The 23,632-nt window shown below is 55.1% G+C and carries 13 protein-coding genes; 9 read left to right on the top strand and 4 right to left on the bottom strand.

All coding sequences use genetic code 11. The annotated features are described in order from the left end of the window. The first annotated feature begins 434 nt into the window (after positions 1-434). Positions 435-1,325 (top strand): hypothetical protein, encoded by an 891-nt coding sequence (locus Pla52o_RS24810; protein WP_146597326.1) that lies wholly within the window; start codon positions 435-437, stop codon positions 1,323-1,325. A 26-nt stretch (positions 1,326-1,351) separates the two neighbouring features. Here Pla52o_RS24810 and Pla52o_RS24805 read toward each other — a convergent pair whose 3' ends face one another. Together Pla52o_RS24805 and Pla52o_RS24800 are read right to left on the bottom strand one after the other, a co-directional pair. Continuing rightward, positions 1,352-2,356 (bottom strand): SMP-30/gluconolactonase/LRE family protein, encoded by a 1,005-nt coding sequence (locus tag Pla52o_RS24805; protein ID WP_146597325.1) that lies wholly within the window; start codon positions 2,354-2,356, stop codon positions 1,352-1,354. 379 nt (positions 2,357-2,735) lie between these two features. Further along, a complete protein-coding gene (locus Pla52o_RS24800) occupies positions 2,736-4,457 on the bottom strand; it encodes a hypothetical protein (RefSeq protein ID WP_146597324.1) in 1,722 nt (573 codons plus the stop codon). A 358-nt stretch (positions 4,458-4,815) separates the two neighbouring features. On the opposite strand from Pla52o_RS24800, the gene Pla52o_RS24795 reads away from it, so the two are divergent. The 4 genes from Pla52o_RS24795 to Pla52o_RS24780 all read left to right on the top strand — a co-directional run bounded on the left by Pla52o_RS24795 (position 4,816) and on the right by Pla52o_RS24780 (position 8,801). Further along, positions 4,816-5,943, top strand: a complete 1,128-nt coding sequence (locus Pla52o_RS24795) for a glycosyltransferase (protein ID WP_231612641.1) — start codon at positions 4,816-4,818, stop codon at positions 5,941-5,943. A 272-nt stretch (positions 5,944-6,215) separates the two neighbouring features. Next, positions 6,216-7,121: a metallophosphoesterase family protein gene (locus Pla52o_RS24790; protein WP_146597322.1), complete on the top strand. Its 906-nt coding sequence runs from the start codon at positions 6,216-6,218 to the stop codon at positions 7,119-7,121. Positions 7,122-7,278: 157 nt separating this feature from the next. Beyond that, positions 7,279-8,208: a DMT family transporter gene (locus Pla52o_RS24785; protein WP_146597321.1), complete on the top strand. Its 930-nt coding sequence runs from the start codon at positions 7,279-7,281 to the stop codon at positions 8,206-8,208. 143 nt (positions 8,209-8,351) lie between these two features. Next, entirely contained in the window at positions 8,352-8,801 is a 450-nt protein-coding gene (locus Pla52o_RS24780; RefSeq protein ID WP_231612639.1) for a MarR family winged helix-turn-helix transcriptional regulator, read from the top strand. Between the two features lie 329 nt (positions 8,802-9,130). Here Pla52o_RS24780 and Pla52o_RS24775 read toward each other — a convergent pair whose 3' ends face one another. Further along, on the bottom strand, positions 9,131-10,594 hold the full coding sequence (locus tag Pla52o_RS24775) for a DUF1501 domain-containing protein (RefSeq protein ID WP_146597319.1): 1,464 nt from the start codon (positions 10,592-10,594) through the stop codon (positions 9,131-9,133). A gap of 52 nt (positions 10,595-10,646) precedes the next feature. After that, entirely contained in the window at positions 10,647-11,507 is an 861-nt protein-coding gene (locus Pla52o_RS24770; RefSeq protein WP_197169501.1) for an endonuclease/exonuclease/phosphatase family protein, read from the bottom strand. A gap of 313 nt (positions 11,508-11,820) precedes the next feature. On the opposite strand from Pla52o_RS24770, the gene Pla52o_RS24765 reads away from it, so the two are divergent. The 4 genes from Pla52o_RS24765 to Pla52o_RS27175 all read left to right on the top strand — a co-directional run bounded on the left by Pla52o_RS24765 (position 11,821) and on the right by Pla52o_RS27175 (position 23,549). Then, positions 11,821-14,784, top strand: a complete 2,964-nt coding sequence (locus Pla52o_RS24765) for a PVC-type heme-binding CxxCH protein (RefSeq protein WP_146597317.1) — start codon at positions 11,821-11,823, stop codon at positions 14,782-14,784. Positions 14,785-14,947: 163 nt separating this feature from the next. Then, positions 14,948-18,778: a beta-galactosidase trimerization domain-containing protein gene (locus Pla52o_RS24760; RefSeq protein WP_197169500.1), complete on the top strand. Its 3,831-nt coding sequence runs from the start codon at positions 14,948-14,950 to the stop codon at positions 18,776-18,778. A gap of 64 nt (positions 18,779-18,842) precedes the next feature. After that, a complete protein-coding gene (locus Pla52o_RS24755) occupies positions 18,843-20,906 on the top strand; it encodes a neutral/alkaline non-lysosomal ceramidase N-terminal domain-containing protein (protein WP_197169499.1) in 2,064 nt (687 codons plus the stop codon). A gap of 525 nt (positions 20,907-21,431) precedes the next feature. Further along, positions 21,432-23,549 (top strand): 3-keto-disaccharide hydrolase, encoded by a 2,118-nt coding sequence (locus tag Pla52o_RS27175; protein WP_197169498.1) that lies wholly within the window; start codon positions 21,432-21,434, stop codon positions 23,547-23,549. Positions 23,550-23,632 lie beyond the last annotated feature (83 nt).

Here is a 23,632-nt window from a genome sequence, read left to right as displayed (position 1 = left end):
CCGAGGCCAATGCTTCCATTCGCCTGCGAATCCACTCGCGGCGACAGGAATAATCTTTCCCGGTGGCCGCGTCGACTCCCGCTAGGTAGGCGCGTCGTACACAACGCTGTACAGCATGGACGATACAAACTTCATCGGGCGTGAATTGTTCGGCACGAGGCGGTCGCGTCATCGGACACCTCCGAGACTTCGAGGGACGAATCGACTACTGCCATTAGACCCGGCGAACGCGTCACCTGTCAAATTTTGGTGGGTGGCACCAAAATTTGTGGGTGGCACCAAATCTCACCAAATCTCATTTCACAATCAAAATTGCCGCATCTCGTGACGAGAACCTCACTTGCGTTGTTTGCTCGCTTTTGCGACCCTCTGACCATGGGCGTGAAACCGCTCGTGACACTTGACCGACTTTCTAGAGGATGGAGACTCTGACTGTGTACCGATCTTATTTCTTAACTTCCCTAGCGCTGTTGTTGGGCTTGGCGGTTTCCTCCCTGCAAGCCGAAGAGGCAAGTGACGCTGGAAAGAGCGTGTTAGAACGATACACCCTGCGATACTCGCTCAAAGCCGGGGAACAACTGCATTACGAAGTCACTCATGCGGCCAAAACCAAGACGCGTATCCGTGGTGCCGAAGAAGTTTCAACGGTCCACACCATTAGCCAACGTCATTGGGATGTTCTCGATGTGACGAAGGATGGCGACACCACCATCGATCACATCGTCGATGCTGTGGAAATGACCCAGCAACAAGGCGAACAAGAAGAGATTCGCTGGGACAGCACAACCAACGAAGAGCCACCAGCGGTGTTTGGACGTGTCGCTGACCAGATTGGCAAGAAATTATCGACGCTTAGCTTTAATGCCCGCGGCGTAGAAATCGAGCGTGAAAATCACGGCGGCACCAAAGCTTCATTGGGTATGGGCTCGCTCACGCTTCAATTACCCGAAGAAGCACTCGCGATCGGCGACTCTTGGTCCGTGCCACGCGAAATCAAAACTCGACTTGAGAACAACGCGGTCAAAACGATCAAAATTCGCGAACTCTATACGCTAGAAAAGGTCCAAACCGGCGTGGCAACCCTGTCGCTTCGCAGTGAACCCTTGACTCCAATCGACGAAGAATCGGTTCGAGCCCAGGTCGTTCAGCAGCTCAGCAACGGCGAGATCCGCTTCGACATTGATAACGGCCGCATGCTCAGCAAGCAGCTTGACTGGGACGAAACCGTCGTTGGTTTCCAAGGCGCCAACAGCTTGATGGAATACCGTTCACGAATGACCGAGCGATTGGTCGACGGCGTCGAACGGACCGCGAAAAAACCCTAACGCGAATGGCTTGTCCGCTGGGCAGCTTATTTCAGCTTGATGCGACAAATGTTTTCGTCCGCAGTAATGTAAAGCGTCTTTTCATCATCGCTAAACGTACAATTGCTGACGCGTCCACCGGTGATCAAGCGACCGATCAATTTTCCATCAGGCTGGATCACATAAATCGCTCCAGGGCCACTTCCGTAGATCGTGCCATCTTTCGCAACGGTCATCCCATCGGGAAGCCCTGGAAACTCAGACATGTAACTTTTGGCGTCGAGTAACACCTTACCTTCGCCAAGCGTCTTGTCTTCGTTGACCGGAAACGCCATCCAAATAGGAGCGGCCGGATCACTCTGGGCCACATACAACGTCTTTTGGTCAGGCGACAAACCGATGCCGTTGGGGCGAGCGAGTTGCTTCGTCAATAAATGCAACTTGCCATCGGGGTCGAGCCGATAGACTCCACAAAAATCCAATTCGCGGCGTGGATCCGCGGCCCGCTCGGGAAGCCCGTACGGAGGGTCGGTAAAGAACACCGCTCCGCCTGAGTCAACAACGAGATCGTTAGGGCTATTCAATCGGCGACCTTCAAAACGATCTGCCAACGTCACTTTGCCACCGCCTCGCGTCAGCATCGAAACACGACGATCTCCATGTTCACAGGCGATTAAACGCCCCTCGGAATCCTTCGCCAATCCATTGCTGCCGGGCTCCAGTCCGTAGTAGCTAATCCCGGTGTAACCACTAGGATTCATGAACAACTCTACACCCCTCGAGGCCGTCCAGCGATAAATCGAATTGCGTGGGATGTCCGAGAACAGCAAATATCCCTCGGTCGCATCGCCGAACCAAACCGGCCCCTCGGTCCATGTGAATCCGCTCGCCAGCACTTCGATCTTTGCGTCCTCAGCAAACCGTGAGTCCAACGCAGGGTCAAGACGTTCGATCCGGCCAATCGTCGCTGGCGTTTGCGCACACGCAAATCCCATGACGAAAAGGAGTTGAGCGAGAGTGAACGTCACAGCGACAAAAGAGAGATTTCGCATGGCAGGGCGTCTGTCTAACCGCAATTAATCGGGGCGGGATAGTATGGGGGGCGTGGTGACATCCTCATACGGGTGTGTCTAGCAAAGGACAATTGTAGTTAGAACAGGGCCGTTTGCACTGCAATTCCCTGCATTTCCGCCACCTTCTCGGCCAGTTTGTCAGGCGGCGGTGGCTTCATGACGCTTGCAGTTGACTTTTCCGGCTGTACCGCTGGATCGGGTGCCCCCCCGTTGCGGGTCCACCAATGCAATCGTCGAATACGGTACGCCTTCATTGCGACGCGAAAATTTCGCGATTTATCAATAGCGCCGCAGTCCGACACAGTGGGACAAACGGTGATCCGTGCGACGTTCCGATCGCTTCGACGCCCGCAGCCCGTCAACGTTTTTTCGCGTTGCTCTCGACCAACGCTTGCATCTTAGGCATTTCGGTGACCGCTTGCGTGTACCGCTCCAAATGTCCCCAACTACCGTACCGGCTCCCCTGTTCCCCAACGCTCGCGTACGCGGTGAACAACCGACAATTCGCCCCCGCGTGAAGCCTGAGTAACTCACGATAACACTGGGCCATTCCACGATCAAACTGAGCCGCCTTTAATGCAGGCATGTAACTCGTCGCCTGTTGATCACGTGGCTGAAGATGTTGGCCGCCTTCGTAGACGACAAAGTCGACTTGGCCACGCTGACACATTTGTGACACGCTCTTGATCTGACGAGCCGACTCGCTTGCGATTACCTCTTTCATCTCCTCGATGACCTGCGCTGCGGTCAAATCAGCGCCGAGTTTTTCCCACCGCCGGTAGATCGCATCGTCTGCAGCAAAGTAGCCGCTGACCGTAAATGCATCACATCCACCGTTACGGACCACTGTATTTAAGCAGCGCGCCGAAACCTCCTGCCAAGACGCTTGCCCCGCGGCGACGCGGACCAACCGATTTCGATCCCGTCCCGCAAAAACACGTTCCCAGATCGCGAGGATACGGCGAGTCGCGATCCCCATCCGCTCTGGGAAGTTGATACCAACTCGATTGACCGCAACCCCATGTTGATTGAGCTTGGGCGATCTACTTGGTTGCCAACTTGCAATCGGTGTCGCGGCGAGCAAGTTACCGATTGCGGCGGAGTGGAGGTTCCAATGGGCTTGCTGAAACTGCCAATTCCAAACTTCATTACTGTATTCGACATACACCTTCAAATCAGGATCGAGTCGCTCCTTTACCAACACCGCCATCTGAAAGATATAGTCGTCGTCGGCGAGATGGGGAACGCACAGCCATGCATCGCATTTCGTTGCATTGGCAAGATCAATACACAATTCAAGAGCCACGCCGGAAGCATATTGGCGTTGCCATTGCGGCACGGGATCGTCGGTCAAGCCAACCACATCACCGGTCACTCCACACTGTGTGAAAAAACGCGTCGTTTTGCGTGCTGCCCAATCACGATTGATGCTGTCGTTGGTCTCGAGCCAATCCATAAAGCGAAGTGCGTGAAATTGTTTGCAATACTCAACCACTTCGTCCAAGAACGGCTCTGCGTCTAGATCCGCATGTTCAAGCTCAATCGGTATCATTCGCATGTTGTGAATGGGATCCGCGGCATCACTTTTCAAAATCCGCAGTATTTCGAGGTTCTCATCGCCGCGAGCGTGCATCATTTGCAACTCGACACGTCCCCGATTCGACTTGACGATTTGCGTCCGCCCACCGCTCTCGATTTTGCCTTGCCCGTCGTAGAGCAACACGTAGCGTCCGGGACGACAAGTGTTCGGCAAAATGGTGAACACGTCATGCTGCGAACCATCGGCCCCGACAAATGGGACCTGCAGCGGATACCCTTCGCGATCGAGCTTGAGCGATGCTTGTTGTTCGGAGTCCCAGCCGGTCAGATCGTTGACGTTGCGAGTCAACCATGGCCGCGCCCCCCAAAGCAAATTCTTAAACGGGAACCCTGGGCTGTAATCATTCGCCGCAGAAAGGTTCATCGCGACGGGAAGACTAAACTCCACCCCCGTTGCGATCGCATTTGCATGAGCAGGAAACACCGCGATGGATGCCCCAGCCACCGATGACTTTAGAAAGCGACGGCGAGAGGAATGCATAAGGATTGCTCCGTAACAGGATCGTTGCCTTGCCCCAATTTGATTCTATCCGCTAGCGATCCAACGAATGTCTGTTCCATCCCAAAATCACAATCCGGTGCAAGCCTTGAAGCGGTGACCAAGCGGGCTAAAATGAGCCGTTTTCACCTCCTTTGCAGCGAAACCAAGTGGGCATGAGCCAATTTACGAACGACTTGGGTTGCCGCAGAATGCTTTTTCCCCTCGGCCTCCCAACGCATCGAACCGCGATCGCAGCGACGTGTATCACCGGGTCATTTCAAACAACTGCGTCTTGTCACTCAACTGCGTCTTGTGATTCAACAGGGCGTCCGACCACGAGCCCGCCATCTTGACCTTCATGTTCCTATTGACGATCGCGATCACCGCCCTCAGCCTGGGGATCGGCATTGCATTCTGTCGTCTTTTTGCCATCGTGCCATCCCTTGTCCCAACGCAGACTCAACTTGATCCGGCGCCAATCATCGACGTCATTGTCCCGGCTCGGAACGAACAACTCGACATCGAGCGATCCCTACGCAGTCTGCTCGCGCAACAAAATGTCGACATTCATATTACCGTCGTCAACGACCACTCCTCGGATGCTACCGCATCGATCGTCGACGCCATTGCCGCCGGCGACGCACGCGTCACGGTGATCCACAATCCGCCTCTGGCCGAAGGTTGGTTTGGAAAAGCCAATGCAATGCACCAGGCCTATTTGTGCACGACGCGGCCGATTGTCGTTTTCGCAGACGCCGATGTGATTCATTCACCAAGCTGTTTCGCGACAGCCTACGATCACATGCAACAACAACGAAGTGACTTCCTAAGTCTATTTCCTCGCGTCGAACTCGTCTCGTTCTGGGAGAACGTCCTGGTTCCGCATTTGATGGTGTTCGGACTCGTAAGCTACTTAAACCGCAAGTTGCACGATCCGAAGTGCGCCAATGCGGTAGCCGCCGGCGCCTTCATGATGACGCGTCGCGATCTACTGAGTCAAATCGATGGTCTTTCGACCGTTCGCAGCGAGGCTTTGGACGATGTGATGTTAGCCCGAAACATCAAAGCGAAGGGATTCGTCACACAGATTGTCTTCGCACCGCAACTACTCCGCGTCCGTCTATTCAAGAGCAACCACGATGCCTATTGGGGATTCACCAAGAATATCCTTGGAGCGGTCAAACACGTGGCGTTGGCGTTCCCAGCGATGTTCGTCCCGGTGTTGGTCTACGGTATCCCGATGACAGCAATGGTGATGGGCATGCACCATAGCGATGTCACACTAGTGGTCGCTGGCGTGATCGCCTACGCATCACAAGCCACCGTGCTTTTATTGGCACGTCGATTAGCCGACATTCGATTTCTCAAAGCGATAGCGTTCCCGTTGGCCGCGTTCCCGATCGCGTGCTGCTTGGCACGAGCCATCTACCATCACTTGACCAGCGGCGGTGTCGCGTGGCGAGGGCGTGTCGTGCGGAAAGCTTGAGTAAGGGTTTGTCGAGCAACGTGGCTAAGCTAACATTGCTCTCTACGGCTAACATTGCTCGCTACGGCTAACACTGCTCGCTACGGTTAACACTCGCGGCGGTAACCAACGACTTCGCCCATCGATTCGCGAGCTCCCCGTTCGCCACTCCGTTGATGCCGGGCAAAAGACTCAATCGAATCTTCATGTTCTCTTAATTTCGACGTCTATAATAGATACTCGATGTCGAAATACACCTTCTCTCTCGGTCTAGTCCCACATAAGCAAACCAAATGCCTTACGTTAATCCTCCACTCCAACGCCGCGTTTTTCTACGAAATGGCACCTTGGTCATGGCCGCGGCCTCGTGTGGCGCAGCCCCCCTTAACGCGACGCAACTTTACGGCGATGAAACAGGCGACGAGCTCCGCATCGGTCTCGTCACCGACTTGCATTACGCCGACAAGCCTCCCGGCGGCAGTCGGCATTACCGCAAAACGCTTGGCAAACTTGAGGAAGCGGGGCGGCAATTTGAGAGCGACAACCCCGCATTTATTGTCGAACTTGGTGACCTCATCGACGCGGCCGATTCCGTCGCAACGGAACGTCGTTATCTGAACACGATCAATCGAGAGTTTTCTCAACTTTGCGATCAGCGCCACTACGTCCTCGGTAACCATTGTGTCGATACGCTTACGAAAGACGAATTCCTCGGCAGCGTGGGGCAGCCAAAATCGTACTATTCATTCGACCAAGGCGATTACCATTTCGTCGTGCTCGACTCCTGCTTTCGCAGTGACGGCCAGCCCTATCAACGCAAAAACTTCACCTGGACCGATGCCAACATCCCGGCTGCCGAACTGGACTGGCTTGCCGCCGACCTCAAGGCGACGAATAAACACGTCATCGTTTTCGCGCACCAACGACTCGACCTCGACAATCATTACGCCGTCAAAAATAGTGCTGCGGTTCGCAAAACGCTCGAGACCGCTGGCAATGTGTTGGCGGTCTTCCAAGGTCACAGCCATCGAAATGACTTGAACGAGATCGGCGGAATCCACTACTGCACCTTGGTCGCGATGGTCGAAGGCGCCACGATGGAAAACAACGGTTACTCGATGATGAGTTTGTCCCCCAATGGTACGATTCGCTTAAAAGGCTATCGTGAACAGCAAGATCGGCACCTATTGAAGCAATAGGGCTCGCTCCGTTGGTTCCCAGGATGGCGCGGTTGTGAAACGCGCCGCCATGTGAATCGTTCCCGCGAACTCTCCCCTGCGTTGAAGTGTCAGATTTCGCAACGAGTCGCTTCTCGTGCATCCCCAGTCTCGGGTACTTTAACGCAGAGCCCCTTTCTTGACCGAGCAAACCGCCGAGCATCGTTCTACCGCCGATACGCGCCGCGACGCGACGGTAGGAATCACGTTGGCAATTGTCGGCACGTTCCTGTTTGCACTCAAATCCATTTTTATCAAGTTGGCCTTCGCCGCTGGGGCGACTCCCACCTTGCTACTGACCGTGCGGATGTTATTGGCGCTGCCGTTCTATGTGCTGGTGCTGTGGTATTTACAGAGATCGAAGGACGTCCAACCGGTGTCCCAGTCGTTAGCCACGCGGTCGTTCGCACTTGGATTTCTGGGATACTATTTGGCGTCCTATCTTGATCTTTCGGGACTTTCCTACATCTCGGCTCAACTTGAACGGCTGACACTTTTCACCTACCCAGCGATGGTCGCGGTGTTGGCGTGGATGTTTCTGGGGGAGCGGCTCAGCGGGCGAATCCTCATCGCGATCCTCAGTTCCTATGCCGGAGTGGGGCTAATGTACGGTCAGGAGCGAACGTTTTCGCAAGGGACCGATGTCGGACTCGGCGTGATTCTGGTGTTTGGCTCGGCGTTGAGCTATTCACTGTACGTTCTGTTCGCCAAACCCACGATGCAGCGAATCGGCAGCCGCCAATTCACCAGTCTTGCCATGATTGGATCGACCTTCTTTGTTGGTGTTCATTTTCTCGCCACGCAAAACATCCGTGACTTCGCCAAACTGCCACCGATCGTGTACGGTTACGGTGCGATATTAGCATTCGTATGCACGGTCGTTCCCAGTTTTATGATCAACGAGGCGATCGTCAGGATTGGAGCGACACGGACGACCGTGATCGGCTCGATTGGGCCCGTGTTGACGATGATGTTAGCGATCGCGGTGCTCGACGAACCTTCCTCGTTGCAACATTTCGCGGGCATGGCGGTCGCGATCCTTGGCGTCAGCCTGGTGGCGCGGCGATAGCGCCGTGCAGCCGCTTCCTCCTCTCCTGCACCCAGTCAAAAGGCCAAGATCGCTGTGATTGACACAACATTGGTTCACATGTAACGTATATGGAATTAAGGAGAATCGCCATGCCCAGCAGCAGGCTTCGAAACGAACTGAAGATGAAGCAACCATTCGAATCGTGCGAACAAGAGGCGATTTTGAATCTGTTGCGCACGAATGACCGGTTCATGAATCGGTTCGGCCGCTTGTTTCGTCAATTTGAACTCACCCCTTCTCAATACAACGTCTTACGCATCCTGCGAGGCGAAGGCAAACCGATGCCCTGCCAAGAGATTGCGGGCCGAATGATTCAGGTTGTCCCAGCGATGACAGGCCTGTTGGACCGACTCGAGAAACAAGGACTCGTTGCGCGAGAGCGCAGTAGCGAAGACCGTCGAGTCGTCTATATCGAGCTGACCGCAACGGCCAAGGATTTGCTAAAGCAAATGGATAGCCCCGTGATGGAGCTTCACAGCCAATTGATTGGACACCTCACTCGAACGGAGCTAAACGAGCTTAGTCGCCTGCTTGAAAAAGCCCGGTTGAGTGTCCAAGAGGATGATCGTTAAGTCTTGGTTTCATTGCCTAAAACCTTGCAATTAAGACAGCCCCTCCGCCTCCTCTAAAACGCAACGCCACGGGCTCTGAGATCCACATGTGTTGTCTTTGAAGTGGCACGCTCGCTGTATTTCCATTGCCCGCTCAGCGAGTTCTGGGTACCCCAGCGATTGCAACTCGCCATCTATTGAGAAGCAAAACGCGGCAGCCCAGAATTCCCCCCGTCGCTCTGCAGCGACTTGTCACGGTAGGCCGGAAGCTCGTCGATCACGCATTTCTAATCTGGCGGCCTTTGGGCGACCATGAATCCGTCTCCAATCCACTCTCTTGTTATCCGTCTCTAAAACAAGGTGGTCAGGGCGTTTCCTTCTTCGAGCAAATTATAGGGGCGGCCTTGCCCATCCTCGGCGCGTAGATCGTCCACACCACTGGCAAAGTAGACCGTCTTGGCGATGTCCGCGGGGGTTAGCGGACGTTCGGCAGGATATTCGCCCAAACGATCACTGGTGCCATAAGTCTGGCCACCTCGAATTCCGCCACCGGCCATCAACACGCTCATGCAATGGGTCCAATGGTCACGCCCTGCGCCGCCGACTCCGCCGGAGCGGGGATCACCAATCTTCGGGGTGCGTCCCATCTCGCTGGTGACTAACACCAACGTTTGCTCAAGCAGGTTGCGTTGCTCAAGGTCTTCCAGCAACGCAGAGAATGCTCGATCAAACTCGGGCAACAAGTGATCTTTCAAGCAGTTAAAGTTATCGCCGTGTGTATCCCAGCCGCCGGCGCTTTTACACTGTTTCTTGATCGCTTCATTCTCTTTCCAAAACACCGTGATAAATGGGACTTCGGCCTCGACCAATCGCCGAGCCATCAACAGGCTGGCGGCATTCACCGAGGCGCCATACCGCTGACGCGTTGCGTCGGTTTCGCTAGCGACATCAAACACCTTGGTCGCGTTAGAAGAGAGCATTAAATCGAGCGCTCGCTGTTGATGCAGCTTCCAGGTTCTTTCGGCGGGAACATTTTCAAAGTTGGCTCGGGCAACGTCGAGCGTCTTGAGCAATTGTTGGCGGGATCGCAATTGATCGGGAGTGACATCACCGGACAACACCAGCGACGGGGCATGGAACTTCAGCGGATCATCGACCGAAGCATGAACGTAGAGTGGATCAAATTCGACTCCCAATCGAGCCGCAAATTGACCGGGGCGGGTGTACGGTGCCTTACTCGGTTGATGAGGCAATGTGAGCGAATTGGGCAGACTCGAATTCCCATCCCGCCGCGCCCCAACGACTGAACCGATATAGGGCCAATCATCGGCGTAGGGACGACGATCATTGCCGAGCGAAAGGAAGGTGGAATCGGGCTCATGCCCCGTCAAATTGTAATAATAACCGGCATGATGATCGTTGGTACTCACCGATGCACCGATCGAATTGACCACCGCCAAGTGATGCGCTTGCCGGGATAGCATCGGCAAATGCTCGCAGAGACGAATTTGCGGCGCGGAGGTAGCGATCGGCGAAAAGGGACCACGATACTCCGCCGGAGCGTCGGGCTTCATGTCCCATGTATCGACATGCGACGCCCCCCCACAAAGGAAGAATAGAATCACTGATTTCGCTTTGCCACCTGTGGCGAGCGAGTTTGCATTGAGTTGGGGAGCGGTGACCGGGGCATCTGCGGCGAGCCGTTGTGGGACTCCAAATTGAAGTCCAGCAAATCCGCTGGCCGAAGCAACCAGAAATGCGCGGCGACTACGTTGTTGATTACGTTGTCTTGCGTTATGCGTCTTCTGGCTCATCGAAGTCTCCAACAAGAAATCAGTGTGATTGCAGCAAAGTTAAACGCGGATTCTATTTGCGAAGCATCTCGAACTCCGCGAAGACGGGGCGATGATCCGACGCGACCGGCTCCGCGATGACTTGAGTGTTAAGCAGTTCAAATGCAGAGGCTGGTCGATAGAAGATGTAATCGATCCGGGCGTTCGGTTTACCCGCCGGAACACTAGGTGAGGCGGTGTCGTCGATCGCGTTGGTCCAATGCTGAAGCAACTCATTCACCGGCGGCGAGTCAGGCGGGGCATTGATGTCACCCGCCAGAATCGTTGGAATCGCATCGTCGCTCGCGAACAATCGGTTGATCTCTGCCGCTTCGGCAAGCCGGTCCTCGGCGACATTGTGTTGAAAGTGAGTGCTGACGAATCGCAGGGGTTGGTTGTCCGGCGCACGAACGGTCACCGCAATCGCGCCCCGCGGGTAGGTCACTTGCTCCGCCGTCGCCTCGGTATAGGGCAGCGGATGAATCGCGACATCGAGAATAGGCAACCGGGTCAACACGGCGTTTCCGAACAACCCGCCTTCGTAATGCTGAGTCGGACCGAATCGCACCGCCATCCCGGTCAGCTCGGCAAGCCGCCGAGCTTGGTGAACGCGCCCCGATCGCCTGACACCAACATCGATCTCCTGCAACGCAACGAGATCGGGTTTCACCGCAGCGATCACGCGGGCGAGTCGCGGCACATCGTAATTGCCATCGGTTCCTTGCCCATAGTGGATGTTGTAGCACAGCACCCGCAACCTCGTGCCCTCGGGTTCCGCTTGCGCGTTAGCCCCACCAACGCAGACCACGATCAGAAACGTGATTGCGGCAATGCGCCACGACCGTAGCAAACAAAGCCTGCCCCGCTTGGGATTGCGTTCTTGATTCTGCGTCACAATGGCTCCACTCGATCGAGAAAAACGTGTTCAAGTAACGGCCATTGTAGCAAGCGGAACAACGCCGGGGGGTCTGTCGAATCAACCTGAGCGTAAAGACGCTCGGATTTTCCAACCGGCCTCCCAGACAACGCTTTCGAGGCTCATTCGCAAGCCAAGAGCAGTCACCACCCAGGAAAAGAGATAACTCGTGCGTGATGATCGTGAAGCGAAAACATTTTGTCGGCGATAGTCGCTCCGAGGGCTGGCAAGTGGGTTACACTATCGCCTTGGAAATTGAGCGGGCAAATGTCTACGAAATGTGAGCGAAAGAATGAAACGGTGTCGTGCGATCACAAAGCTATTGAGTATAGCGCTCACGTTATGTACCGGAATTGCGTTGGCGAGTGAGCCTGTCTCCGCGCCGGTTCCGGCTCCGTTGGCAGCCCAGCAGATGACGCTTCCGGCTGGCTTCGAAGTCTCATTATTTGCCGGTGAACCCGATGTGGTGCAACCGATTGCCATGACCTTTGACACCCGCGGGCGAATGTGGGTCGTCGAGTGTTTGTCCTATCCGGGATGGACATCTGATGGCACTGGAGCCGACCGTGTTGCGATTTACGAAGACACCGATGGCGATGGCAAACACGACAAACGGACGGTGTTTCTCGAAAATGGAGTGAACCTGACTGGAATCGAGCTTGGCTTTGGCGGTGTCTGGTTAACCGCTACCCCGAATCTAATTTTTGTACCCGACCGTGATGGCGACGATCGTCCCGATGGGCCCGCCGAGGTGTTACTCGATGGTTGGGATCTCACAGCGCGACATAACGTATTCAACAGTTTAATCTGGGGGCCTGATGGATGGCTCTACGGTTGCAACGGCATCCTCTCAAATTCAAAGATCGGTGCCCCGGGAACGCCGGACGATCAACGCACGTTGATGAATTGCGGCGTATGGCGATACCATCCCACTCGCAAAACCTTCGCGGTGATGGCGAGTGGTACGACCAATCCTTGGGGACTCGATTTTGACGAGTACGGACAAGCGTTTATCACGAATTGCGTGATCAAACACCTTTTCCATGTGGTGCCTGGCGCCCACTACGATCGGATGTTTGGCCAGGATGTGAATCCATACGCCTACACGTTGTTGCCGAGTTGTGCCGACCACATTCATTGGGGCGGAGGACACTGGACCGAATCACGCTCGGGTGACGCTCACGACGATCCGGGCGGAGGCCATGCACACTCAGGTTGTGCGATCTATCTGGGCGACAATTTCCCAGCGGAATACCGTAACAACGTCTTCATGTGCAACATCCACGGTAGCCGTTTGAATCGAGACACATTGGACCGTGAAGGCCCCAGCTACGTGGCACATCACGCGCGAGACTTCCTGCTCGCCAACGACCCATGGTTTCGCGGCATCTCCGTCAAGTGCGGCCCCGACGGTGGGCTCTATATTACGGATTGGACTGATACCGGCGAGTGTCACAATTACGAAGTCGCGGATAAGTCCAATGGACGTATCTATCGAGTGACTTATGGCGAGGCGAAGCGTGCACCAAGTAACCTTGCGAAGGCGTCCCACGAAGATCTGGTTGCCATGCAATTTGATCGTAATGAGTGGAATGTCCGTCAATCGCGGCGTTTATTACAAGAACGTTCGGTTGATCCGAAGGTGGCGCGGAGCATTGCCGATTTGCTGATCCAAATGCACCCCAAGGACGACCGGGAAGCGGTCCGACAATTGTGGGCGCTGTATGCTGTCGGCGGAATGGACGCGATTGGCCGCGCCGGAATCGTTCAAGACACTGCGTCGGAGTGGGTTCGCTTCTGGATGATACAGCTGGCTGCGGACGAACCCGACGCGTGGTCGTCGCAACTACGCGATCAAATCGCAGTTCAACTTGTCGATTCCACGCCGCTGATCCGGCGCTCACTCGCTTCAACTTGCCAACAGCGAATTCGACTCGGTTATTTGGATGAAGTTCGTGAGATACTATTACAACTGATCTCCAACCGCGATGACGCCAACGACACCACGCTGCAAACGCTTAATTGGTACGCCGTCGAACCGGTCGTGGCTTCGCATCCCGAGCTGGTACTGCAGTGGATGCCACAAATCACCATGCCGTTGGTCCGCACCCATATCGCTCGGCGAATGATGACGCTCGAGGGCGGTTTCGACCGCTTGGCAAAACAGTGGCGGACTGCGGAGGACTCCGCTTGGCAGGCGGATACACTACGAGGCACACTCGAAGCCTACGCAGGCGTGGAAAAGCTCTCCATGCCCGAGGCTTGGCCCGAGACCTACGCGCGGTTGCAAACGCATCCCGACGCCGAGGTTCAACATGCCGCAAAATTGCTAGGCACCCTCTTTGGTGACCTCAACGTAATCGAAGGCTTCCGCGAGCTGGCAAACGACCCAACGGAGGATCCCCAGCAACGGTTAGTCGCACTCGAGATCCTGTTAACGCGGAAGGCCGATCGAATGGGGCCAACGCTGCGTAAACTGTTGGATGACAAGGAGTTGCGCACAGCAGCGATTCGTGGTTTGGTGTCCGTTGGTGGCAAGGAGGTCCCGGAGCTATTGCTCGCCCGGTATGCCGACGTCACGCCGGCACAGCGTCAAGAGATCATCCAGAGTCTGACGACGCGACCGGAATACGCCTATCCGCTATTGGACGCGATTGACAAGGGCCGCATTCCTCGAGGCGACGTTTCCGCTTTGATCGTTCGTCAATTACAAGCGATCAACGACGAAAGCCTGTCACGCCGGTTAGTTGAGGTGTGGGGTGAGGTGCGCCCCGTTTCGGAGACCAAACGCGAGCTGATTGAAAAGTATCGAGCCGAATTTACCCCCGCAGCATTGGCGGCGGCCAATCTGGCGGAGGGCAAAAAGGTATACACGCAAACATGCGCATCGTGCCACAAACTTTTTGACGAAGGGGGTGAGCTGGCACCGGAATTGACCGGATCCCAACGAGCGAACCTCGACTATTTGTTAGACAACATTCTCGATCCCAGTGCGATCGTTCCTGTGAACTATCGCGTCGTCGTACTGTTGCTTGATGACGGCCGCATTTTGCAGGGAGTGGTCGAGAATGAAAATCCGCTGCAACTCACGTTACGGACCGCAACCGAAGAAATCGTCGTCCCGCTAGACAGCATCGAAGTGCGGAAACGTTCGAGTCTTTCGATGATGCCTGAAGGGATGCTGGAACACTTGACCGCGGAACAACGACGGGATTTAATCGCCTACCTGCAATCTCCCTCAGGAGAGGTAAAGTAAACCCGACCGATTCCGATCATGGCAATGGTCATCCTCTCGCAGGGATTCGATTGCCATCGATGCAATCACGTCCCCAATCTCGCTTGGCCCCCACAGGTCTCCCTCGCCCCCAACGATCGCCATGAACGGGCACCACAGCCCTAGGTGTGGCGTGGAGCAAACCATGAAAAGTCGTCCGACAGGTCTACAGATACTTTGTCTTGTGTTCGTTACGTTTTTGGCCCACAGGGCGAATGCGGAAACGGTCTTCATCGAAGCGGAAACGATGCAAACGTCGTCCGACGGTTGGGTCGCCACAGAGAATAGTCAAACACGCCGAGCCTCACGCACCCGTACGCTCTGGGGTGCGACCGGCCCCGGAGACGCGGTCGCAACGAAGACAGTGCAATTGGGCGAGGCGGGCCGTTATCGCATTTGGGTGCGTTACCTTCACGTCGCGGCATGGCGAGGACCGTTCGAAGTCGGTGTTGTGGTGAACGATAATCGCGTCGCGTCAAAGACGTTTGACCAACACGCGGTTCCCGACTTAGCCAGTTGGGAATACACGTGGCAATCCTTTGACGTGGATCTGAGCGCGGGCGACGTCACGCTGACGTTATCGAAGCACGAGCAAAAAAACGCGTCGGGTTACGTTCGCCATGTCGATTGCATGTTATTGACAACCGATCACGAACTGGTTCCCGATCACCTTCCTTACGGTCCGCAAACGCGGATGCGAGTGACGATTGGCGAAGGCTATGATCGTCCGATCTACATGCACTTGTTCGCCGACCACTATCGTGCCCCGTGGTACGCTCACTATGCAATCGGCCGCGACGGAATTCGTCAAGCCCTCGCGCCGCCCGCAGCTGAATTGCTTCAATCAGGCGATGTCACGCCGTGGTGCGATCTGACACCAACGGTGTATCAAGATTCCGGAGCGGCATTGAATTTCTCGGTCCGACATTCCTATCACGAACCGGCCACCACCTTTCGCGCCAAGCTCGAATTTGGACGACCACGAAACGGTGCCAGCCAAAGTGATGACATCGAAGTCATCAAGACCTTCGATGTTCAATCGACACCGAATGGTTTGGTGATCATCGCGCCACCGAATCTGGAAACGGCGGACAACATCGCCCTTTTAAAACGAGACGCAGAATTTGCCGAGGAAGTGGGCAAAATGGCCGACGCCTTTGAGTGGCCAAAACATGGTCGCAGACCAGTGAAGATACCGTTCTTGGTGAGTGCCAGCCTGCGTGGTTACGCATCGCCGGTCGATGCCAGCGTCAAGGAGCGTGAGCAGCGAACACTCGATTACTTTGGGTTCAACGGTGCTCACGAACGAATCTTGCACGGTTTATGGTCAATGAAGGAGGGATCGTATTGCCAACCCGATCTCGAAAAGATGAAGCAGCGGGTAACACAGAACGTTGCAAAATTCCGCGAATCCGGCGGGCAGGTTGAAGACATTGCCGCTTGCATGTTGATGGACGAACCCACCGGTCAATCGGCCCAGTTCATGTCCACCGACAAGGGATATCGCAAGCGGTTTCGTGAATGGCTGCAGGCAAAACGGCTCACCCCCGACGATCTGCTCGTCGCGACATGGGACGAGGTGCGTCCGGTGGTGGAAACCGAGCGAGACGCGTTTCCTGCGTTGCATTACTACACCCAACGGTTCCGCACGCGAGCGCTGGGTGATTTTATGGCGACGCAGCGGAAGCTAATCGAAGAAGCTTACGGTCACTCCTTTCCCACGCTCGTCAACTTCAGCGACGGGGCGACCTATCACGCTAATTTTTACTCGCAGGGCGTCGACTATTTCGAGCTACTTGACGCCGACGACCAGAACGCGATCTGGGGTGAGGATTGGGCCAATGGCGCGTCGACCTATCAATGTGCCGGGTTCAACGTCGCGCTGATGCAAGCGGCTGCGCGACAGCGAGGCCAGGCAATCGGCCATTACTTGATTGCTCATGCGGGGCGAAAACCGTGGGACATCAAGACAAAAGCGACAAGCGAAACAGCGCGTGGCGTCCGCATCTGGAAAAACTTTTCGTATGGTCCGAATTGGAGCAGCCACGAAGGAGGACCGCCATCGCGAACCCATCTTTGGCACGCAAAACCGGAAAACTGGACCGCCAACGCCGAGATCACACGCGAGATCGGTGCTGTCGAAGATTGGTTGCTCACCGCCAAGCCGGCGGCGGCGAAGGTCGCGGTGTTGTACAGCTCGTCATCCGACATTTGGACCGTGCAAAGCAATTTGGCATTTGGCTTCGACCGGATGCATACGTGGCTGGCCTTAGCCCATGCCCAAACGCCTGTCGATATCGTTCCCGAACGCGAGCTTGATCGGCTCGATCAGTACCAAGTGGTCTATCTTTCCGGCCCCAATCTGACTCGCGACGCCGCAACGAAGCTACGAGCGTGGGTCGAGGCGGGTGGGACGCTGTGGTTGTCCGCGGGGGCCGCCGCTCGGGACGAATTCAATCGTCCTCTCGACACGCTGACATCGATGTTACCTGCCGAACGCGGTGAATTGGCGACGCTTGAACCGTTTCGCAGTTCGGGGACCTACCTCGACCGACTCAAAACACATGACACCGTCGCCTGGGGCGATTCGCAACTCGAGGTGCTCTCGGTAAAACAATCCTTGCGTCTCGTCGAACCTTCATTGGGGGAAGTGATCGCGACGTTCAAGGAGGGTGAACCGGCGGCGATCCGCGGTCGTGCCGGCAAGGGGCATGTCTTCGTACTCGGATTTCTGCCCGCGTTGTCCTACATCAAACCCGCTCTCGACGCGCGACGCCCCCTCGAGCATTCACTCAAGCAAAAGCTCGCCGACGCAGAACAAGCCGCGCATCATGCCGCAACCAAAGACACCGACCAACCGTTGGCGACCAGCGCCACGTTGTCAGCGACGGACATGTTGAGTTCACACGAAGGCGCGAACGGTGAATTGGCTAGGGTCGACCGATCTTACAATCCGTGGAGTTTTCCCGCGGGCATTCGCGATTGTTTGCTGACGCCGGTACGCAACCAATTCATTACTCCGACATTATCGTGTGATACGCCGCTCGTAGACGCCGTTGAACTGAGTTGTGAGCGAGGGACTTTGATCGCACTGTCAAATTTCACCTTGCAACCACTCGAACGTGTCGAATTCAAGCTGCAAACGAACGAACCGGTCGTTCGCGTCGACTCCGTACGCCTCGGTTCGCTCGAATTCGAGTCACTCAGCTCTGGCCAGATTCAGTTCGCATTGCCGTTGGAGGCAAGTGACTTCGTAACGGTTTCAACCGACGAAGAACCTCCGGACGCCGGCCAGTCCACTCCAACGCAGGCCACCGGAACGCCCATCCTTCACGGCAAGCCAATCCGCAAGGTTTTGTTTCTCGGAAACAGCATCACGCTGCATGGCCCCGCGGCTAACATCGGCTGGACGGGCAACTGGGGTATGGCGGCCAGCACCGCAGAGGCGGATTACGTCCACCGACTAATCGACCGACTCACTAAGGCATCCGGTGCCAAGCCTGAAGTGATGGTCAAGAATATTGCTGGTTTCGAACGTGATTTGACCGCCTATCCGATTCGAGAGGCCCTTCAGCAGGAGTTGGCATTTGAGCCCGATGTGATTTTGATTGCGTTGGGCGAGAACGCATCGTCACCCAAGACCGACGAAGCCAAGGCAAAATTTGCAACCGCGTTTGCAAGTCTTTTTACAGAACTCAAAAAGCAGGGTGCACCGACGATCTTCGTTCGCAGCACGTTCTGGCACGATGCGGACAAAGACTCACTGTTAAAACAAGCGAGCATGAACGCGGGAGCCATCTACGTCGATATTCGAAAAATCGGCGAAGATCCGAAAAACTATGCCCGCGCCGAACGCCACATCGAACACGCCGGAGTTGCAAACCACCCCGGCGACCAAGGGATGCAGGCGCTCGCGGATGCCTTCGCCGATGCCATCGAAAAACACGCCGAAAAAGCTCAACCCCAACCGAAATAGCAACCGAGGCAATTTTCGTATCTCCAGCACGCGAAACCCTCAGCACGGGCAAGAAATACTGTGTATGCTTTTGACGTTAACCGCCACCCCCGCCGAACTCCACCTACCTGACGACAATTTTCCTGTCACCGCAAAAGGGTTCCTTGCAATGCGTTTCCCCCCCGCTCTGCTGAGTCTAGTTTGTTCCGTCTTTTTGCTTGCCACGACGGCCATCTCAGCCGATCCCGTGCCTCCGAAATCGGATGCCAAGGCGCCATTGCTGGTCGGTATCGCCGAACAGGACATCACCCCGCCGACGGGATTCCCGATGGCCGGTTACTATCACGAGCGATTGGCTGAAGGCACGATCAATCCACTAAAGGCCAAAGCGATTGTCTTTCGAGAAGGCAACACGGCGGCCGCATTGGTCGTCTGTGATTTAATTGGCGTCGCCACCGATTTGTCTCGTGAAGTTCGTAAACTGGCATCCGAAAAAACCGGAATTCCGGCAAGCAATATTGTGGTTTCGGCGACGCATTCACACACAGCGCCAGACTACATGCGGGAGCTCTACCTGTATCTGACCCAAAATGAGGACCAGAACCCACAGCGGGCGAAATACATCGAAAAACTGATCGACGGACCGGTTAACGCGATCGTCCAGGCCCATACCAATGCAAAACCGTCATCGTTGGCGAGTGGCTCCGCAACTCAAACGACACCGGTTGCCTTTAACCGCCGCTCTGTCATGCGAGACGGCAGCGTTCTGACCTGGCAAGCCGAGAGCAACCCCAAACGGATTCGTGCCGCAGGACCGATCGATCCTCAAATTGGCGTGCTCGCGATCCAGGATACCGAAGATGGCACGACTCGCGGGATTCTCAGTAATTTTGCGTTACATCTCGACACCGTCGGAGGAATGAAGTGGAGTGCGGACTATCCGTTCTTCATCGAACGCACCCTACGGGAGGCATTCGGTCCCGAGCTAATTTCTATTTTTGGTGCCGGATGCTGTGGTGATATCAATCACGTTAACCCCGCGTCGAGCGTGCGGAACAAATCGGATTTCATCGGCAATTCCCTCGGCGACTCGATCCGCGACGAAGTCGCTCAACTGACTCCGCTTGAACACACACACTTGGCGGTGAAATCGGAAGTGGTCCAGTTACCGTTGGAGGAGGCCACTGCCGAGCAAGTGGAGCGAAGTGCCCAGACGATCGAGTTGATCAAAAATGGTGGTAAGGCCGATTTCTTTGACCACGTCATCGCCTACAAGAAACTAGTTCTCGATCAAATCCGTCATTCCCAACCCCACGAGAAGACTGCTGAATACCTCACCTGGGGTCGGAGCCGGTCGTTGGCGGGAATCGGGGAAACCTTGCCTGTGGACGTGACCGTGATCACCCTCGGCAACGATGTGGCGATCGTCACTCTCCCCGGCGAAGTGTTTGTCGAACTAGGCCTCGCAATCAAACAAGCGTCACCCTTCCGCACGACGATCGTGGTGGAATTATCTAATGTGGTTGAGACGATCTATGTCCCCCACCGCGCCGCCTACGCTAGCGGCAGCTACGAGGTCACCAATTCGACTGTGATGCCGGGCAGCGGCGAGATGTTAGTCGAAACGGCGGTCCGACTGCTGCGACAAGCTGCGACCGAAAATGAACAAGCGAAGTCACACCAAACGGCTTCCACAAGCAAACCCCAGGACAGCGCGTCGGATTCTCGATCTACGGCGACCACTCTGGTTGTCACCACTCCGGAACCACCCACCGCGACATCATCAACTCAAGTGCATTCCGATGCTACGCCAAAAGCAGAAGAAGAAACCCCATTTCCTAAACGAGGATCATCAATGATTGAACACACCGTCACCTTTCGTCTGAAACACGCATCGGGGTCGGAAGAAGAAACCGGTTTTTTGAACGCGGCGGCCGAACTTGCCACCATTCCTGACGTGCGAGACTTTCAGATTCGTCGCCAAACCAGTGTCAAGAACTCGCATACCTTTGGCATCTCGATGCGATTTGATACGCCAGCGCAATACAAAGCGTACAACGAGCATCCCCTACATGTTCGCTTCGTACAGCAACGTTGGTTAAACGAGGTCGTCGAATTTCAGGAAGCCGACTTCGAACCACTTGATTAAGGCACGCCATCCACGCGACGCGTCCACCCCGGTAGCCAAGGTAACGCTTTTTTGAGGTTGCGTGTATTTCTAGCTAGAAGTGTAAGCGAGAAAAATGGATCTTGATTCAATCGCTCGCTGACGCGTCGGGTTAGGATTTGCTGGGTAGAACAATCACAGCAGCACCGCTAAAAAAAGCAACCACGAACCTTGCCGAGCAAATTAGCCGAGGCAGTTGCTACCGGGGCGCCAAGCCAATACCATATTGGATGAATGGGGGGATCAATGCTTGATGCGCAAGCCATTTTCACGAAGATCGATCCGCGATGTTCACACCCCACAAGCTCATTGACCATCACTCATTCCCCCACCCTGTCCCCCATTATGATCCAATGTCCAACATTGTGACATAGTCCTGCCATTCCCGTATCTCGGTTAATCTCGCGGCTAACTCACTCCACTCGCCAAACTCAGACTTGGCCCCGCAGTGATTTCGCGTGAGTGAAATTCAGATGCACCGTTACCCCTATCACGCGGAGTTAAACGTTGAGACGAATCCATCGATCGGCATTTGCCACAGCAATCATTTTTTTAGCAATGTTTGCGTTCCAACATCCCCAAACGGTCGCTCGTGCCGAAGCGCCTGAGGGCTTCACAGCCCTGTTTAACGGCAGCGATTTGAGCGGTTGGAAAGGGTTGGTCGGAAACCCAAAAACACGAGCGGCAATGTCCGCAGAAGAGTTGGCCGCAGCACAAAAGACTGCGGACGAGTCGATGCGAGCGCACTGGAAAGTCGTCGACGGCGTCTTGCAGTTTGACGGCAAAGGGCAAAGCCTTTGTACCGATAAAGACTATGGCGACTTCGAGCTCTACGTTGACTGGAAGATCCTCGAAGGTGGCGATAGCGGAATCTACCTGCGTGGCAGCCCGCAAGTTCAGATTTGGGACACCGAATTTGAAAACTACTTCCGTCACGGCGCGGAAAAAGGCTCCGGCGCCTTGTGGAACAACAAAGACAATCCACGCTTCCCATTGGTCAAAGCGGACAAACCGGTTGGTCAGTGGAACACGTTCTACATCCGCATGGTCGGCGAACGCGTCACGATCAAATTGAATGATCAATTGGTGACCGATAATGTCGTGATGGAAAATCTTTGGGAACGCAATCTGCCGATCTACCCACGCGGCCAGATCGAACTGCAAAACCACGGCAACACTCTTTATTTCCGCAACATCTATGTGCGTGAAATCGCTGCCGACGAAGCGAACAAGATCCTTTCCCAGCAACAGAACGATGCGGGTTTCGAGAACGTTTTCAATGGCAAGGACTTCACCGGTTGGTCGGGCGACCTGGAAAACTACGAAGTTGTCGACGGCGCCATCGTTTGCAAGCAGGGTAAGGGCGGAAACATCTTTACCGACAAAGAGTATTCCAACTTCGTTTCGCGAGTTGAATTCAAGCTACCTCCAGGTGGAAACAATGGGCTTGCTCTTCGCTACTCGGGCAAAGGCAATCCCAGCGTGGAAGGAATCGAATTGCAAGTACTCGATTCCGAGCATGAGAAGTACGCGAAGCTAGACCCCCGCCAATACCACGGTTCGGTCTACGGATTGGTTCCAGCCGAACGCGGTTTTTTGCGTCCGAACGGTGAGTGGAATTTCCAACAGGTCACGATGAATGGTTCGAACATCAAAGTCGAATTGAACGGCTTCACCATCCTCGATGCGAATTTGGCCAGCGTTAAAGAATCCAAAGACGGTGCCGTTCCCGAAGGCGCTCGACGCAAGAGCGGTCACTTTGGTTTTGCGGGACATAACGATCCCGTTGCATTCCGCAACGTGTCGATCCGCGAATTGCCCGGTGAGCCAGCACAACCGCCATCACGAGACATTGCAATCAGCCCGACCGATGGTCCGATTAAATTGTTCAATGGCCGGAACCTGGAGAACTTTTACACTTGGATCCGTGACACCAAGTACGCCGATCCAAGAAACGTGTTCACCGTCAAGGACGGCATGATCCATATCACCGGTGATGGTTGGGGCGGCTTGATCACCAACCAATACTATCGTGACTACCACATGATCATTGAGTTCAAGTGGGGCGAGAAAACCTGGGGCAGTCGTAAAGATCGCGCTCGTGACTCCGGGGTCCTCGTCCACTGCTGGGGACCCGATGGCGGCTTGAGCAACACTTGGATGGCATCCATCGAGGCTCAGATCATCGAAGGCGGAGTCGGGGACATTCTTGTCTTGACCGGTTCGGATCCCGAAACCGGACAATCACTTCCCGTCTCCCTCACCACCGAGATCACCAAGGATCGCGATGGCGAACGCGTCTGGAAAAAGGGCGGCGAACGAGTCACCCTATCTCGCGGTCGCATCAACTGGTTTGGTCGCGATGTCGATTGGGCCGACAATGTTGATTTCCGTGGCAAAGATGATGTCGAAAGCCCGTTCGGTGAATGGACCCGTATGGAAGTCATCGCCGACGGCGGACACCTGATTTACAAAGTCAACGGAGTGGTTGTCAACGAAGGCTTCGATGCGCAACCGAGCTTCGGCAAGTTGCTGCTTCAAACCGAACAAGCCGAGATGATCGTACGACGCTACGAACTGTGGCCCATCGGAAAAGCTCCTAAAGACGAATTAAAGCAGGACTAGTTCTGCCATTGTCTGTAACCGAGAGATTGGGGCATACAAATCTCTTGAGTTCTTAGGCACCATTGAAGGCCGCGAGTTAACGC

This window comes from Novipirellula galeiformis (genome assembly GCF_007860095.1).
In the GTDB taxonomy this organism is placed as follows: domain Bacteria; phylum Planctomycetota; class Planctomycetia; order Pirellulales; family Pirellulaceae; genus Novipirellula; species Novipirellula galeiformis.
This window is presented reverse-complemented; position numbering and strand designations above follow the sequence as displayed.

What these genes read in the sequence shown, in the direction of transcription:
- Pla52o_RS24805 (WP_146597325.1), bottom strand. Translation starts at nt 2,356, where the DNA reads ATGCGAAATCTCTCTTTTGTCGCTGTGACGTTCACTCTCGCTCAACTC.
- Pla52o_RS24800 (WP_146597324.1), bottom strand. Translation starts at nt 4,457, where the DNA reads ATGCATTCCTCTCGCCGTCGCTTTCTAAAGTCATCGGTGGCTGGGGCA.
- Pla52o_RS24795 (WP_231612641.1), top strand. Translation starts at nt 4,816, where the DNA reads ATGTTCCTATTGACGATCGCGATCACCGCCCTCAGCCTGGGGATCGGC.
- Pla52o_RS24790 (WP_146597322.1), top strand. Translation starts at nt 6,216, where the DNA reads ATGCCTTACGTTAATCCTCCACTCCAACGCCGCGTTTTTCTACGAAAT.
- Pla52o_RS24780 (WP_231612639.1), top strand. Translation starts at nt 8,352, where the DNA reads ATGAAGCAACCATTCGAATCGTGCGAACAAGAGGCGATTTTGAATCTG.
- Pla52o_RS24775 (WP_146597319.1), bottom strand. Translation starts at nt 10,594, where the DNA reads ATGAGCCAGAAGACGCATAACGCAAGACAACGTAATCAACAACGTAGT.
- Pla52o_RS24765 (WP_146597317.1), top strand. Translation starts at nt 11,821, where the DNA reads ATGAAACGGTGTCGTGCGATCACAAAGCTATTGAGTATAGCGCTCACG.
- Pla52o_RS24760 (WP_197169500.1), top strand. Translation starts at nt 14,948, where the DNA reads ATGAAAAGTCGTCCGACAGGTCTACAGATACTTTGTCTTGTGTTCGTT.
- Pla52o_RS24755 (WP_197169499.1), top strand. Translation starts at nt 18,843, where the DNA reads ATGCTTTTGACGTTAACCGCCACCCCCGCCGAACTCCACCTACCTGAC.